Origin of the sequence: Pseudomonas poae RE*1-1-14 (genome assembly GCF_000336465.1) — a bacterium.
GTDB classification, from domain to species: domain Bacteria; phylum Pseudomonadota; class Gammaproteobacteria; order Pseudomonadales; family Pseudomonadaceae; genus Aquipseudomonas; species Aquipseudomonas poae.
Genome location: NC_020209.1, coordinates 4908414 through 4922755, shown reverse-complemented (window position 1 = coordinate 4922755; position 14342 = coordinate 4908414). Strand labels below are relative to the sequence as shown.

Here is a 14342-nt window from a genome sequence, read left to right as displayed (position 1 = left end):
GTTTTGCTGGATTGGGGGCGCTTCGCACCCCAACGCGGGGCAAGCCCGCTCGCCACAACAAGCCTGGTGACCACACTAAGTCTGGTCACCACAAAAACGCCTGCTCACCGCAATAATCACAGGGCGTGCCAAGGCTTAGCGCCCGGCCGTTTGCACCGGGTACACCGACTCCCACCCACCGCCCAGGGCCTTGTACAAACCGACCATGGCCAGCGACACGTCGGTGGAGCTTTGCACCCATTGCTCCTGAGTCGCCAGCAACGCGCTCTGCACGGTGAGGACGTTGACGAAATCCGCCACGCCTTCGACGTATTGGTGCTGCGCGGTGGTCAGGGCGATCCGGTTCTGGCGCACGGCTTCGGCGAGGCTGTCGCGGCGCAACTGGCTGGCGTTGTAGCGGGTCAACTGGTCGTCGATCTCGTGCCAGGCGCGCAGCACGGTGTGCTGATAGGCCAGCGCCGCTTCCTGCTGCTGGGCTTCGCGCAGCGTCAACATGCCCTGCAAGCGGCCGCCATTGAATAGCGGCAGGCTGAACTGCGGGCCGAAGGCAAACGCGCGCGAGCCCCAGGTGCCGAAATCCGCCAGTTGCAGGGCCTGGGTGCCGAGGCTGCCGGACAGGGTGATGCGCGGGTAAAAATCGCCCTTGGCCACGCCAATGTTGGCGGTGGCGGCGTGCAGGCGCGCCTCGGCCTGGCGGATATCCGGACGGCGCTCGGCCAACTGCGACGGCAGGCCAATGGCGACCTGACGCGGGGTTTGCGGTACGGCGGCGTCTTGGGACAGTTGCGCGTGCAACGCTTGCGGCGGCTCGCCCATCAGCAGGCTGAGGGCGTTGATCAACTGGTCCTGACGTTGTTGCAACTCCGGCAGGCGCGCTTCGATGGTGGCGACCTGAGCGGCGGCTTCGGCCACGTCCAGATCGGTGGCGACGCCGTCGGCCAGTCGCAGTTGCGAGAGCTTCAGGCTGTGCCGGGCGACGTCGAGGTTCTGCTCGGTGACGGCGCGGGTGTTCTGCACGCCGCGCAGTTGGATGTAGTCCTGGGCGGTCTCGGCCAGCACCGAGAGCAGCACGGCGCGGCGGTCGTCTTCGGCGACTTGCAGGGTGGCGTCGGCGGCTTCGGTCTCACGCTTGACGCGGCCCCAGAAGTCCAGCTCCCAGGCAGCCGAGAAGCCCGTGTCCCATTGGTTGAACGCCGAGCGGCCGTTTTCTCCGGAGGGGTCGTTCAGGCCTTCGCCACTGTTGCGTTTGCGCTGGTAGCCACCGCTTGCCGCGAGGTTGGGGTAACGTCCGGCGGTGGTCACCTGGCGCACGGCGCGGCTTTGCTGCAGACGGCTGCCGGCCAGTTTCAGATCGAGGTTATCGGTGAGGGCGCGACGTGTGAGGGCTGACAGTTGCGCATCACCGAACACGTCCCACCAGCGTTCCTGCAGCGGATCGGCTACAGCGCGGCTGTCCGCCTGACGGCCCTGGGGTTCGCGCCAACGCTCGACATGCGGCCCCTGGGGCGTGTGAAAATCCGGGCCGACGGTGCAGGCGCTCAGGCTGATGACGCTCAAGGCGAGCCAGGCAAGACGTGTCATTGCTGGGCCACCTCACGCGGTTGCGCGACCGGCTGGGTGTCGACGCTGGCCTCCACCGACATGCCCACCCGCAGACGCTCGGTGAGGGGCTGGCCGGGTTCGAGGATGATCTTCACCGGGATGCGCTGCACCACTTTGGTGAAGTTGCCGGTCGCGTTGTCCGGTTTGATCGAGGCGAACGTCACACCGGTAGCCGGCGCCAGGCTTTCCAGATGACCGTTGAGCACCTCACCGTCGAGGCTGTCGACCCGCACCTGCACGGGTTGGCCGGCGTGCATGTGCGACAGCTGGGTTTCCTGGAAATTGGCCACCACATAGGCCTCGCTCAGCGGCACCACGGCGAGCAACTTGCTGCCCGGCGTGACATAGGCGCCGACCCGCACCGCGCGCTCGCCGACCATGCCGTCCACCGGCGCGACGATGCGCGTGTAGGACAGCTGATAACTGGCCATTTCCAATGCCGCCTGAGCGCGCTTGAGCCCCCCTTCGGCTGCATCGCGCTGGGCGCTGAGAATCTCGACCTGCTTGCGTTCGGCCGCCAGCACCGCCGTGGATTTGGCCAGGCGCGCGGTGGCCTGGTCGATGCGGGTTTTGGCTTGCTGGGCGTTCTGCACGGTGCCCGCGCCCACGCCGGCGAGGTGGTTGTAGCGGTTCAGTTCGTGCTCGGCGAACGCCACTTCGGCGCGGTCTGCCGCTACGGTGGCCTGGGCCTGGGCGATCACCGAGCCTTGGCGCTCCAGGGTGGCGCCGGCGTTTTCGAGCTGGGCTTGGGCGACCAACGCATCGGCATCGGCGGCCTGGGCGGCGGCGCGAAAATCACGGTCGTCGATCAGCGCCAGCAGTTGGCCTGCCTTGACCTGCTGGTTGTCTTGCACCAGCACCTCTTTGATAAAACCGGCCACACGCGGGGCGATCAGGGTGAAGTCGGCGGCGACGAAGGCATCGTTGGTGGACTGGCGCCGGCTGCCCAGCAGGCCCGGCGTGACCAGATACACCAGCACGCCTACGGCAAATACAGCGATAACGGAGACGGCAATTTTGTCTTTGCGTTTCATGGGGAGTCCTTGAGGCTACGTCGGTGCGCGAGGCGGATAAATCCGCGTGGGCATCCAGAAAATCAGCAGGATCAACGCCACCGCGACACCGGCCATGACTACATACAGATCCGAATAGGTGAGCACCGCGGCCTGCTCGTGCAGGCGCTGAGCCAGGCCCGGCGCATCGCCGTCGGCCAGGGGCGAGTTGCCCAGGCGGTCCACCAGGGTGGTGGAGTGGAAGTGTTCGCGCCGGGTGGTCAGGGTTTCGAGCACTGCGGCGGCAACCACCGCAGACAGGCCCTTGACGGTGTTGAACCAGGCCGAGGCGAACGGCCCCTCAACAGGCTGGATGCTGCCGGTGGAGAGCATCAGCAGCGGCAGAACCGCCATGGGTTGCCCGATGATTTGCAGCAGGTACCAGCCATAGAAGTCGTCGCGAATCCACGCCGAGGTCAGGTGCGAACTGCCCAGACAACTGAGCACCAGCAGGCTCAAACCCACGCCCAGCACCCAGCGGCAATCGACCCGACGCAGGTTGCACAGCGCCGCCACCAGCGGCAGCGCGATCAATTGCGGCAAGGCCATCAGCAACATCACCGGCGCGGTCTGCAGCGGCCTGTAGCCCTGCACCTGAGCAAGGAAACTCGACGGGATGATGATCACCGAGGTGAGCACCATCAGCACCCCAGCCAGCACGATCAGGGCAAACGCCAGGTTGCGCAGGCCAAGCATCTGCACATTGAAAAACGGCAGCGGCTGCGACCACTCATTGAGCAGGAACAGCACCAGCAACAGGGTGCCGCCGCCGAGCAAAAAGGTGATCAGGCCGGACTCGAACCAGTCCAGGCGGTTGCCTTGCAGCAGGCCGATCACCAGCATGCAGAGCGCCGGAAAGCCCAGCAGCAGGCCACGCCAGTTGAACTGCCTGAAGCGCTCCAGGCGCAGCGGGTCCTGCGGCAACCCGTAGGCCACCGCCGCCATCGCCAGCAGGCAGGGCGCGACAATCTGCCAGAACGCCCACTGCCAGCCCACGTACTCGGTCCACAGCGCAGCCAGCGGCGTGCCCAGGCTCGGGCCGAAGGTGGCGGTGAGTGCGTAGCCGGCCAGGCCATACAGCTTGATGTTGGCCGGCAGAAAGCGCAGCGCCACCGACATCAGCATCGGCGGCAATGCGCCGCCGGCCAGGCCTTGCACGGTGCGCAGCAGCAACAGGCTTTCGTAGTTCGGCGCGAACGGGCAGAGGATACCGAGCAGAGTGAACAGGCCGATGGCGCACAGGGTGAAGCGACGCAGGGAGAAGGTCACCGCGCACCAGGGCGCAAAGGCCATGGCCGCCACGGAGGTAGCGGTGTAGGCCGCGACCAGCCAGGTGCCTTCGTCATAGCCGATGAACAGCGCGCCACGGATGTCGGCGAGGGCGATCTTGGTGACCATGTCGTTGAGGCCGGACACCAGCACCGCCAGTAACACACCGACCAGGCCGATGATGATGCGCGGGCCGAACACCGGCGGGTCAAGCGCGACAGGTTTGGCTGCGGCCTGCAGGGCGGGGGCAGCGAGGGAAGTCATGTACGGTAACTCGGGTTGTTAAGCACCCGAGCAGTTTAGGGGGGTGTACACATGACAAAAAGTTACTTATTGGCAGGGTATAACTGCGTACAACGCAATCCATGTGGGAGGGTCAGGTGGGCTGGGCTTCGAGCCAGGTGGCCTGGCAGCTTTCGCGAAAGGTTTCGCGCAGCCATTTGTGCGCCGGGTCCTTGTCGAAACGCGGGTGCCAGGATTGGGTCAGCACCAACGTCGGCAGCGAGATTGGCAAGGCAAAAGCACGCAACGGCAGGTTCAGCCGCTTGACGCTCAGGAGCGCTTCCTTGGGCACCGGCAGCAGCAGGTCGGAGTCGGGCAGCATGAACATCGCGCCATGAAACCCCGGGGCAATCATCGCCACCCGACGCTCCAGGCCTTGTGCGTTCAAGGCGGTGTCGATCGGCCCGCGCGCGATGCCCCGGCGCGAGATGCTGATATGGGAATAACCGGCAAACCGTGCGGCGGTGATGTCCCCGTCGAACAAGGGATGGCCTTCGCGCGCCAGCCCGACGAAGGTGGTGGAAAAGAGGTTCTGCACCTTCACTTCAGGAGTGACGGGCAGCGTGTTGCTCACCCGCAGGTCCAGGCGCCCTTCGCGCAGAGCCTCGTCGTCGGTGTCGCCTTCGGGCACGAAGTACAGCTCGCAAAGTGGCGCCATGCGCTCCATGGTGTCGAACAGACGACCGCCATACACGCCGATGAAGAAGTCGTTGGCTCGCACGCTGAAGCGACGCCGCAAGGTGCTCAAATCCACCTGGTCGGCCGAGCGAAACAACAGCGCGGCCTGTTCCACCACGTTGCGCACCTGGCCTTGCAGTTGCAGCGCCTTGGGCGTGGGCACCAGGCCGCGTCCGGCGCGCACCAGGATCGGGTCGCCCACCGCCTCGCGGATACGTGTGAGGGTGCGGCTCATGGCCGCCGGGCTGAGGTTCATCCGCCGTGCGGCGCCGACCACGCTGCCTTCATCGAGCAGTGCGTCGAGGGCGACCAGCAGGTTCATGTCCGGTAATTGCATGCCAGGCACTCGCGGTCTTGAAAGGGTGAATGGACCGCAATCCTAACAGGGATGGCCGGCCTATCGCTGCATGCCCCAGCGTTTCACGGTGAGCCGCTCGAACGTGTCGAACACCAGGTTTTCCACCAGCAGGCCGATCAGAATCACCACGGCCAGGCCGGCGAATACCTTGTCGGTGTACAGCTCGTTGCGGTTCTGGAAGATGTACCAGCCCAGCCCGCCCTTGCCGCTGGTGGCGCCAAACACCAGCTCGGCGGCGATCAAGGTGCGCCAGGCAAAGGCCCAGCCGATTTTGAGGCCGGCCAGGATCGATGGCAGCGCGGCCGGGATCAGAATGAACAGCACGAAGCGCATGCCCTTGAGGCCGTAGTTGCGACCGGCCATGCGCAGGGTGTCGGACACGCCGAGAAACCCCGAATAGGTATTGAGCGCCAGCGCCCACAGCACCGAATGCACCAACACGAAGATCAGGCTGTTCTGGCCCAGGCCGAACCACAACAGCGCCAGCGGCAGCAGGGCAATCGCCGGCAGCGGGTTGAACATCGAGGTCAGCGTGCTCAACAAGTCGCGGCCCAGTTGCGTCGAGACGGCAAGCGTGGTCAGGGCAAAGGCCAGCACGATGCCGATCAGGTAGCCCTTGATCAGCACCGCCAGGGAAATGCTGACCTTGCTCAGCAGTTCACCGCTGAGCAGACCGTCGTACAACGCTTGGAAGGTCTGCAAGAAGCTCGGCAGCAGCAGGTCGTTGTTCTGATAGCGCGCCACAGACTCCCAAATGATCGCGAGCACGATCAGGATCAAGCCCTTGCGCAGCCAACCTTGTTGCCACAGGCGCTGGCGCAGCGGCAATGCGCGTTCCACCGGCACACTGAGCAGCGGTTCGAGGGTTATTTCGTATTCCTGGCGCATGGGGCAACCCTCTAGTAAGCGATGCGAATATCGGCGAAACCCAACTCGCGTTCGGCCTCGGGCGCTTCATCGAACAGCAGACGATGAATGCGCCGCGCCGAGGCCTGAAAGTCCACACCGCCGAGGCTGTGCAGGTCGTATTGATGGCTGTGGATTTCCGCGCGCACGCGCCCCGGGTGGGGCGACAGCAGGAGGATGCGGTTGCCGACCACCAGCGCTTCTTCGATGGAGTGGGTGACGAACAGCAGGGTGAAGCGCACCTCTTCCCAGAGCAGCAGCAGTTCTTCCTGCATCTTGCGTCGGGTAAGGGCGTCGAGGGCGGCGAAGGGTTCGTCCATCAGCAGGATTTTCGGCTGCATGGCCAGGGCACGGGCGATGGCCACGCGGGCTTTCATGCCGCCGGACAAGGTGTGCGGATAGGCATCGGCGAAGGCACTGAGGCCGACTTTGTCGAGGTAATGCAGCGCGCGTTCTTCGGCCTCACGGCGCTTGAGGGTCCTGGACGCCAGCAACGGGAACATCACGTTCTGTTTGACGGTTTTCCAGGGCGGCAGTTGGTCGAATTCCTGGAACACCACGATGCGATCCGGACCCGGTTGCTCGACTTTGTGCCCCAGCAAGCGAATCTCGCCTTCACTGGGTTTGATAAACCCGGCGATGGACTTGAGCAGCGTGGATTTGCCGCAGCCCGAGGGGCCGAGCAACACGTAGCGATCGGCCGGGTCGATCTCGAAACTGACCTGGTGCGTGGCGCGCACCACCCGCTCCGGGGTGCGGTATTCGAGGCTGACGTTGTCCACTGCCAACAGCGGTTGGGCGGTGCTCAGGTTGCTGGCCGCGTGGCCTGGCAAAGGCGCGTTCATTTCAACTCTCGTGCAATAAGGTTCAGAAAGGCGCATCGCCCTGGATGGTGGTGCGGAACAATTTGCGCCGCAGGTGGCTCGGGCAACCGGCGGCCAGGTGGATCAGCGAGCGGTTGTCCCAGAACACCATGTCGTGGGGTTGCCATCGATGGCGGTAGATGTTTTCCGGCAGCACGCTGTGGGCATAGAGCTGGGCCAGCAGGTCGCGGCTTTCGTCTTCGGGCAGGCCGACGATGCGGGTGGTGAACCCCTCACTGACGAACAGCGCCTTGCGGCCGTTTTCCGGGTGGGTGCGCACGATGGGGTGCACCACTTCCGCCACCTGGGCCAACTGCTCCGGGGTGAGCGTCGGGCGCCAGTTACCTTCGAATTTGGTTTCGCTGTAGCGCGCCGTGTAGGAATGCGCGGCGCTGCGGCCTTGCACGGCGTTGCGCAGGTGCTCGGGCAACTGGTCCCAGGCTTTGTGCATGTCGGCAAACAGGGTGTCGCCGCCTTCGGAAGGCAGCTCCTGGGCGTGCAGCATCGAACCCAGGCTCGGCAGTTCCTTGTAGGAGAGGTCCGAATGCCAGAATTTACCGGCATCGCCCAAGCCGATGGATTGGCCGTTTTCCATGATGTTGGAAACGATCAGGATTTCCGGGTGATTGGCAAGCAGGAACTGTTTGAGTACGTGAATTTGCAATACACCGAAACGGCGGCTGAAGGCGATCTGCTGAGCGGGCGTAATGCGCTGGTCGCGAAATACCACGACGTGATGGTCCAGATGCGCGCGGTGAATGCGCGCGAAATCCTCGTCGCTGACCGGGTGAGAAAGGTCCAGACCAATGACCTCGGCACCGACGCTGCCGGACAGTGGACGAATCTCGAACGCTTGAGGGGTGAGGGTCGCTGTTGGCACAGTAGAGGTGGCGGACATGAACTGACTCCCGGTCGGACAGGAGAGCAACTTTATAGACATAAGAACGCTAGTTTAAATACCATTAGTGAATATCTATAGACGCTAATGTGTCGATGAACAGGCTGGGGCGGGTAAGCTGCGCAAAAGCGGCAAATCATTAATTTGACGAAGTCATGTAAGACGTCGCAAACCTGGGCGTGGGGGCCAAGAACCCCTTGTTTAAGCCATTACAAGCCGAAAACCTTGCTCGTTTGACAAGTTTTGGGGCGGTCTCTAGTGTGCTTTGGATCCAATTAGCCATACTCATTTTAAAAAGGGAGGAGAGCGTAGCCGTGACGCAGAAACCGAACCTGTTGAACAGCATTAAGGTCAGTGGACCCATTCCCGCTCATCTTGCTCGTTCCGTAATTGAAGAAACCTTGCGCAACGCGATTCTCGATGGCCGTTTACCGTGCGGCACCGCTATGCGCCAGCAGGAACTGGCCAGCCTGTTCGGCGTCAGCCGTATGCCGGTGCGTGAAGCCTTGCGCCAGCTGGAGGCGCAGTCATTGCTGCACGTGGTGACGCATAAAGGCGCTGTGGTGGCGCCCTTGATCGAAGACAACTCGGCTGAAACCTACGCTTTGCGCATCCTGCTGGAGTCAGAAGCCCTGCGCCTGTCGATTCCGTTGCTCACCGAGGCCGATATTGCCGAGGCCGAGACATTGATCAACGCCCTGGAACGGGAAAAAGACTATACCGAGATCGGACGCCTGAACCGTCTGTTCCACATGGCGCTGTATGGCAAGGCGCCCAATCAGCGGCTGCTCAAGCTGGTCGAACATGGCCTGAATGAAGAAGAACGCTTCCTGCGCTTCAATCTGGAGGCGATGGGGCTGGGTGAGACGTCTCAGGAAGACCACCGCGAACTGCTGAGCCTGGTGGCGCAGAAGAAGACCGATGAGAGCATCCTCACCCTGCGCAATCACCTGACGCGAGGGATGGAAGTTATATCCGCCTATCTTAATGGCCTTGAAACAGCCGCCAAGTAAAGCTCATGCCGTTCGGGGCGCCCTTGCCATCAAGGGCAGGCCCTGCCGACACAACTTGCTTGAGCCTGCGCAGGTTAAAGAAACTTCCCACACTTAAGTAAATAACTCCCTCACAACACGTATTTTCTCGAAAAACTTTTAATATGATTTGCAAGCTCATCCAAACGTTTAATCCGCTTATTATCCTGCGCCACTAAACCAGACACTTAAACCGGCCGCGCAAGTCCATGCCTTCGAAAATGCGCCGCTACGCGCTCGGCCCGGTAAAAATCCTGACTGTCTAGTTCAAAACCAATAAAGCCGTTCTGCGGTCAGCGCAGTCGCAACAAATTTATAGGCATCAACCATGTATCGAATTTTAATTGAGCAGAAAAAACTGCAGCTATGCAGTCATCCTTTATTTAATGAAATAACTTCACTCAGAAAGTTACAACTTTTTATGCAGAGCCATGTATTTGCTGTATGGGACTTCATGAGCCTCACCAAACGCCTGCAACGGGACCTGGCTGGCACGCAGTTGCCCTGGCTCCCTCCCACCGACCCTCTGGCCGCTCGGCTAATCAATGAGATCGTGCTGGGTGAGGAGTCGGATGAACATCCTGGCGCAGGCTATTGCAGCCATTTCGAGTTGTACCTTGAGGGCATGCTTGAAACAGGTGCCAGCACTGTCGCCATCGACCGTTTCATCACGCTTCAACGCCAGGGGGTAGACGCTCACGTTGCGTTGCAATCTTTAGAGATTTTGCCCGGCATGGCGCGGTTTGTCGGCAGCACGCTGCACACCGTGCTAGACGCACCTACCCACTGCGTTGCGGCAGCCTTCCTGCACGGCCGTGAGAGCGTCATACCGGCCATGTTTGGGCGCCTGTTGCAAGGCAGCGCGGCCTTGATCAGCCAGGCGCCGATGCTGCGCCATTATCTCAACCGCCACATTCAATTGGACGCCGAGGACCATGAACCCGGCGCGCGGGCGATGCTTGAGCGCCTGATCAGTGGGGACGTGCATCGCCGGCAACAGGCTGAAGCGTTCGCCTTGAGCGCGATTGAGCAACGGATCCATTTCTGGGACGACCTTCGAACCTCGCTGCAGGAGGCGCATCCATGAGCATCACCGATCACTGCGCCTTCGCTGACGATTGGGAGCACCGCGCAACCGTGCGCACGCGCCCGCGCCGTCTGCTGGAAAACGATGACAAATTGATCTTCCCGCTGTGCCGCCAGCCGCTGGTATTGAGTGCGACGTTCGTCGAACACTGCGCGCAATGGCGAGACTTTGTGCTGGTACAAAGCTTTTACAAATACATCAATGATGTAGTGATTTTCGAGACTGAAATTGTCGACAGGACCGCCCGCAGCATTGCCAAGGATCGCTTCACGCCCCCCTTCCCCCTGGCCTGTCGCTACGACGCAATGTCCGTCGTGGTGGACGAGGATTACCACGCACTGGTGGCATTGGATTTCCTGCATCAGACCCTGAGCATGACCGGCATCCAGCCCCTCGAACTGCCCAGGCAGATCGAACTCAGCCGCGCGCTGCCGGCAGCGCAGGCACAGGCGCCTGCTCATCTGCGCGATGCCGTGGAGTTGATTGGTGTGGCGATTGCCGAAAACACCGTGACCCATGAGGTGGCGGCTTTTTCCAGGGACGAAAGTGTCAAGTCGTCCATCCGCGGCATGATGGCCGATCACCTGTTCGACGAAGGCCGCCATGCCCGTTTCTGGACAAATCTGGTGCATTTGTATTGGCAGGCGGCCAGCCCGGCTGATCGCGACAGCATCGCTCATGTGCTGCCGACGTTTCTAATGCATTACTTGACCAACGATCTGCAAAAAACCTTCGACCTGCAGTTGATCGAACATCTGGGTGTCAGCGCGCGCATCCGTGAGGCCTTGAAAGACGAGGTGGAGGCACTGGCGTTTCCCATCACCCGCCAGCACCCCTTGGTTGGCAACATCATGACGTTTTTGCAGCACAGCGGTCTGCTCCAGACGCCCAGCGTGGCAGCGGCCGTGGATGACTATCTGTCGCCGGCCGGGAGAGCGGCATGAGGTGCCTGACAGTGGGATGGGTCGGCACCAGCAAGGCGTTGAATGCTGTGCGGGCAGAGCTGGAAGACTATGGTCATCGCAGCGCAGACGAGGGCGTTGATCTGGTGATCGACGACGGCGGCCAGCCACTGCCGATTCGATTGGCGGGAACGCCGCGCCTGAGCCTGCGACTGGGCATTGGCTCGCCGACCGAGTCTGGATTACCTGTAGTGCAGTTGCGCAGCTACAACCATGACCATTGCCTGGTGAGCGTACTGGACGTGGCCGAAGAGCCCAGCGGGAATGGCCATCAATTGTGTCGCCGAGCGACACGCGCGCTGGTGGAGTGGGTGGCGCTGCAGGTGAGTCGCCTTGCACGCGATCCGCAGCTGTGTGTTTCGCCAGCCTTTGCCAACGACTGGCCTGACCAGGACTTGCAGAGTCTGGATGCACTGGCCTACCTGCATCGGTTCAATCGCACGGCAGACCCGGCGCTACTGCGGGCGGCGCAAGTGCCGATGATCAAGCGACTGCAGGCCAGCCTCATTACCTTCGCCGAGCGCCCCGCGCTGTATATAGCGGGCGAGGTCGTTACTTACCGGCAACTGCAGACGCAGGCCTGGGCGATCCAGCAAAGGCTGGCAGCACTGCTGGAGGGTGTTGAAGGGTCAGCGATCGTCGGGGTCTGCCTGGAAAAGTCAGTTGCACTGTACGCGAGCATCCTTGCGATTCTTGGCTGCGGCGCGGTGTACCTGCCAGTGGCTGCGGAGCATCCTCTCCGGCGGCAGCAGGCCATGCTGGAAAGCGCAGGCGCCCGTGTATTGCTCGATGAGGGCCACCACCCCCTGCGTGAACACTTCACGGCGCTGGATGTGCGTGGTTGCGACCTGCAAGATGCTGCGCCACCGCTGCCGCCCCCTCGGCCAGACCCAAGCGCTCCGTGCATCATGCTCTTCACGTCCGGCACCAGTGGCCGACCAAAAGGCGTGCGACTCAGCCAGGGCAACCTGGCGCACTTCACCGCCTGGTTCTGTGGTTGCATGGGATTGAGTGAACAGAGCCGTGTGCTGCAGTTTGCCGCGTTGCACTTTGATGCATCGCTGATGGATATTTTCCCGAGCCTGATGGCCGGCGCGCAGTTAATCATTCCCGGTGAGGCGCAGCGGCGTGACCCACAGCAACTGGTGGAATTGATTCACCAGCAGCACATCACCCACGCATTCCTGCCACCGGCGCTACTCGGTATCCTGCCGCTGGATGAGCCGCTGGGCCTGACCCACCTGCTGACGGGTGGCGAAGCATGCGAACCTCATGTCATCGAACGCCTGGCCGGCCAATGCCACCTGCACAACCTCTACGGCCCCACCGAAGCCACGGTACTGGTGACGCATCGCGTGCTGCAGCGCACAGATAGCAACACGAATGTTGGGCGTCCGATCGCCAATAGTCAGGTGCTGATTCTCGACGAGGACATGAAGCCCGTGGATGAGCAGGTCATGGGCGAGTTGTATATCGTCGGGCCCGGGGTGAGCCTGGGGTACTTGAGCGCCACGCCAGTACTCGACAGTCCCTTTGTCGAGCTGACACTGCCGGACGCTCAGGTTGTCAGGGCCTACCGCAGTGGTGACCTCGCGAAATGGACGGACGACGGCATACAACTCGGCGGACGCCGTGATGATCGGGTAAAGATCCGTGGGGTGCGGGTCGAGCCGCAGGAGATCGAGCAATGCCTGCGCGACAGTCAGCTGTTTCGTCAGGTTGCGGTGGTGATCGAGCGCGACGGCAGGATTCGTGGGGTAGTCGCTCATCCGGAGGGCAACGCTACGCTGGTCGACCTCAAGCAACACGCGCGGCAGTGGTTGCCTGATTATCTGCAACCCCAAGTGTGGGCCGAACTGCCTGCCCTGCCCTGCTCCGGCAGCGGAAAGATCGACCGTCAGGCCTTGCTGGCGTTGCCGGTTCAAACCTCATTGGCTGGCGATGGCCGCACTGCGCATACGCCACTTCAACGGCAACTGGCGCGGCTATGGGGTGAATTGCTGCGGGTGCCTGTGGATGATCTGGGGCTGGATGACAGCTTCTTCACCCTCGGTGGCCACTCCATTTTGCTGTCGACTCTGTTGCTGAGAATTCGTGAACAATTCGGCCGCAGTGTGCCGCTCAATCGCTTCTTCGAAAGGCCGACGATCAACACCCTCGCCTTGCTGATGGAGAACAGTGCGCTGCCCGATGCCGCATCCAGCCAGGCCGTGCGCGATGCGCAAACTGAACAGGTGCTGGCGGTGCTGCCCGGGACACGGGCTGGCGATCGGCGCAAAGTGATTGTGACGGGCGCCAACAGTTTTATTGGCATACATGTCGTCGAAGCATTGCTGGCAGGTGGCGCAACAGAGATCGCGTGCCTGGTGCGTGAGTTGCCGGGCCAACCGGCCGCAACGAGATTGAGCCAGGCATTGAAGGAGTATCGCCTGGAGCATCTGGACATGAGCCGGGTGCGGGTGTACGCCGCCAATGTCAGCCAGCCACGCCTGGGTCTGGCCTGCGACGTGTATGACGCGCTCGCAAGGGAGTTTGGCGTGCTGGTGCACAACGCGGCACAGGTCAACCACGTGATGGACTATGCGTTGTTGGCACCGGACAACGTCCACCCCGTTCGGGAATGTTTGCGCCTGTGCGAGACTCACTGCAAGAAAGTCATGAACTTCATCTCAACGCTGTCGGCCTGCAGCAGCATCGATACGGGCGGCCACGTTCTGGAGTCACCGGCGGCGGCGACACTGCCGATCTACGTCAAGAATGGCTACAACCTCTCCAAGTGGGTGGCTGAGCGGCTATTGGGGCGTGCGGTGGCCCAAGGCGCGTGGGTCAACATACTGCGTCCGGGCAACATCGGTTTCAACAGCCGCAACGGTGTTTGCCAACCCCGGAAAAATCGCCTGATGCTGATGCTCAAGGGCTCGCTGCAACTGGGTCTGGTGCCTCGACTGGAGGTGAACTTCGACCTGATGCCGGTGGACTTTTTTGCGCGTTTTCTCGCTTTTCACTGCGGCCAGTTCGACAGCGAGCGCAACGTCTTCAACTTGCACAACCCACAGCCGCTGAGTTGGGACAACTACCTTGATGCGTTCTGCCAGGCAGGGCATGCCTTCGACCGTGTCAGTGTTGCGCACTGGCAACAGGCGTTGCGAACAGTTGATCGAGACAACGCGTTGTTCGGGGTGCTGGGGTTTTATCTGGATGGGCTGGGCGAAGACATCGGCGACACCTCAATGATCCGGCATGACAACGCACGTCATGGTGTGGAAAAGATGGGCGCGCACTACCCCGAAAAGACTTCGGCGCTGCTTCGCCAGGGCTGCGACTACCTCAAGGCTGTCGGCTTTCTGTGAACTG

Annotated in this window: 11 protein-coding genes; 4 read left to right on the top strand and 7 right to left on the bottom strand. The window is 62.0% G+C overall.

Features of this window, described 5'->3' with window-relative positions:
- Positions 1 to 135: 135 nt before the first annotated feature.
- The 7 genes from H045_RS21705 to H045_RS21675 form a co-directional block, all read right to left on the bottom strand.
- The gene (locus H045_RS21705; protein ID WP_003231019.1) at positions 136 to 1581 is read right to left on the bottom strand and encodes an efflux transporter outer membrane subunit; all 1446 of its coding nucleotides are present in this window, start codon (positions 1579 to 1581) and stop codon (positions 136 to 138) included.
- The gene (locus H045_RS21700) at positions 1578 to 2636 is read right to left on the bottom strand and encodes an HlyD family secretion protein (protein WP_015373437.1); all 1059 of its coding nucleotides are present in this window, start codon (positions 2634 to 2636) and stop codon (positions 1578 to 1580) included. Before H045_RS21700 ends, H045_RS21705 begins: the two co-directional genes overlap by 4 nt.
- 15 nt (positions 2637 to 2651) lie before the next feature.
- Complete coding sequence (locus H045_RS21695) at positions 2652 to 4187, bottom strand: MFS transporter (RefSeq protein ID WP_015373436.1); 1536 nt, start codon at positions 4185 to 4187, stop codon at positions 2652 to 2654.
- A gap of 112 nt (positions 4188 to 4299) precedes the next feature.
- Positions 4300 to 5220, bottom strand: a complete 921-nt coding sequence (locus tag H045_RS21690) for a LysR family transcriptional regulator (RefSeq protein WP_041931550.1) — start codon at positions 5218 to 5220, stop codon at positions 4300 to 4302.
- A gap of 60 nt (positions 5221 to 5280) precedes the next feature.
- Positions 5281 to 6129 carry an ABC transporter permease gene (locus H045_RS21685; protein WP_015373434.1) on the bottom strand — a complete coding sequence of 283 codons (849 nt, stop codon included), beginning with the start codon at positions 6127 to 6129 and terminating at the stop codon, positions 5281 to 5283.
- An 11-nt stretch (positions 6130 to 6140) separates the two neighbouring features.
- Positions 6141 to 6992: an ABC transporter ATP-binding protein gene (locus H045_RS21680; protein ID WP_003231027.1), complete on the bottom strand. Its 852-nt coding sequence runs from the start codon at positions 6990 to 6992 to the stop codon at positions 6141 to 6143.
- 22 nt (positions 6993 to 7014) lie between these two features.
- The gene (locus H045_RS21675) at positions 7015 to 7908 is read right to left on the bottom strand and encodes a TauD/TfdA dioxygenase family protein (protein ID WP_003231029.1); all 894 of its coding nucleotides are present in this window, start codon (positions 7906 to 7908) and stop codon (positions 7015 to 7017) included.
- Between the two features lie 314 nt (positions 7909 to 8222).
- On the opposite strand from H045_RS21675, the gene H045_RS21670 reads away from it, so the two are divergent.
- From H045_RS21670 to H045_RS21655, 4 genes are all read left to right on the top strand, one after another.
- Positions 8223 to 8921, top strand: a complete 699-nt coding sequence (locus H045_RS21670; RefSeq protein WP_003231031.1) for a GntR family transcriptional regulator — start codon at positions 8223 to 8225, stop codon at positions 8919 to 8921.
- Positions 8922 to 9267: 346 nt separating this feature from the next.
- Complete coding sequence (locus tag H045_RS21665; protein ID WP_081602910.1) at positions 9268 to 10026, top strand: DUF3050 domain-containing protein; 759 nt, start codon at positions 9268 to 9270, stop codon at positions 10024 to 10026.
- The gene (locus tag H045_RS21660) at positions 10023 to 10970 is read left to right on the top strand and encodes a diiron oxygenase (protein WP_015373432.1); all 948 of its coding nucleotides are present in this window, start codon (positions 10023 to 10025) and stop codon (positions 10968 to 10970) included. Before H045_RS21665 ends, H045_RS21660 begins: the two co-directional genes overlap by 4 nt.
- Positions 10967 to 14338, top strand: coding sequence for an amino acid adenylation domain-containing protein (locus H045_RS21655; protein WP_015373431.1), 3372 nt, complete (start codon positions 10967 to 10969; stop codon positions 14336 to 14338). The genes H045_RS21660 and H045_RS21655 overlap by 4 nt, the downstream gene beginning before the upstream one ends.
- Positions 14339 to 14342 lie beyond the last annotated feature (4 nt).

Bases quoted from the DNA above. Each gene is read 5' to 3' on its own strand.
- H045_RS21680 (WP_003231027.1), bottom strand. From the start codon at position 6,992: ATGAACGCGCCTTTGCCAGGCCACGCGGCCAGCAACCTGAGCACCGCC.
- H045_RS21700 (WP_015373437.1), bottom strand. From the start codon at position 2,636: ATGAAACGCAAAGACAAAATTGCCGTCTCCGTTATCGCTGTATTTGCC.
- H045_RS21660 (WP_015373432.1), top strand. From the start codon at position 10,023: ATGAGCATCACCGATCACTGCGCCTTCGCTGACGATTGGGAGCACCGC.
- H045_RS21685 (WP_015373434.1), bottom strand. From the start codon at position 6,129: ATGCGCCAGGAATACGAAATAACCCTCGAACCGCTGCTCAGTGTGCCG.
- H045_RS21695 (WP_015373436.1), bottom strand. From the start codon at position 4,187: ATGACTTCCCTCGCTGCCCCCGCCCTGCAGGCCGCAGCCAAACCTGTC.
- H045_RS21675 (WP_003231029.1), bottom strand. From the start codon at position 7,908: ATGTCCGCCACCTCTACTGTGCCAACAGCGACCCTCACCCCTCAAGCG.
- H045_RS21690 (WP_041931550.1), bottom strand. From the start codon at position 5,220: ATGCAATTACCGGACATGAACCTGCTGGTCGCCCTCGACGCACTGCTC.
- H045_RS21655 (WP_015373431.1), top strand. From the start codon at position 10,967: ATGAGGTGCCTGACAGTGGGATGGGTCGGCACCAGCAAGGCGTTGAAT.
- H045_RS21705 (WP_003231019.1), bottom strand. From the start codon at position 1,581: ATGACACGTCTTGCCTGGCTCGCCTTGAGCGTCATCAGCCTGAGCGCC.
- H045_RS21665 (WP_081602910.1), top strand. From the start codon at position 9,268: ATGTATCGAATTTTAATTGAGCAGAAAAAACTGCAGCTATGCAGTCAT.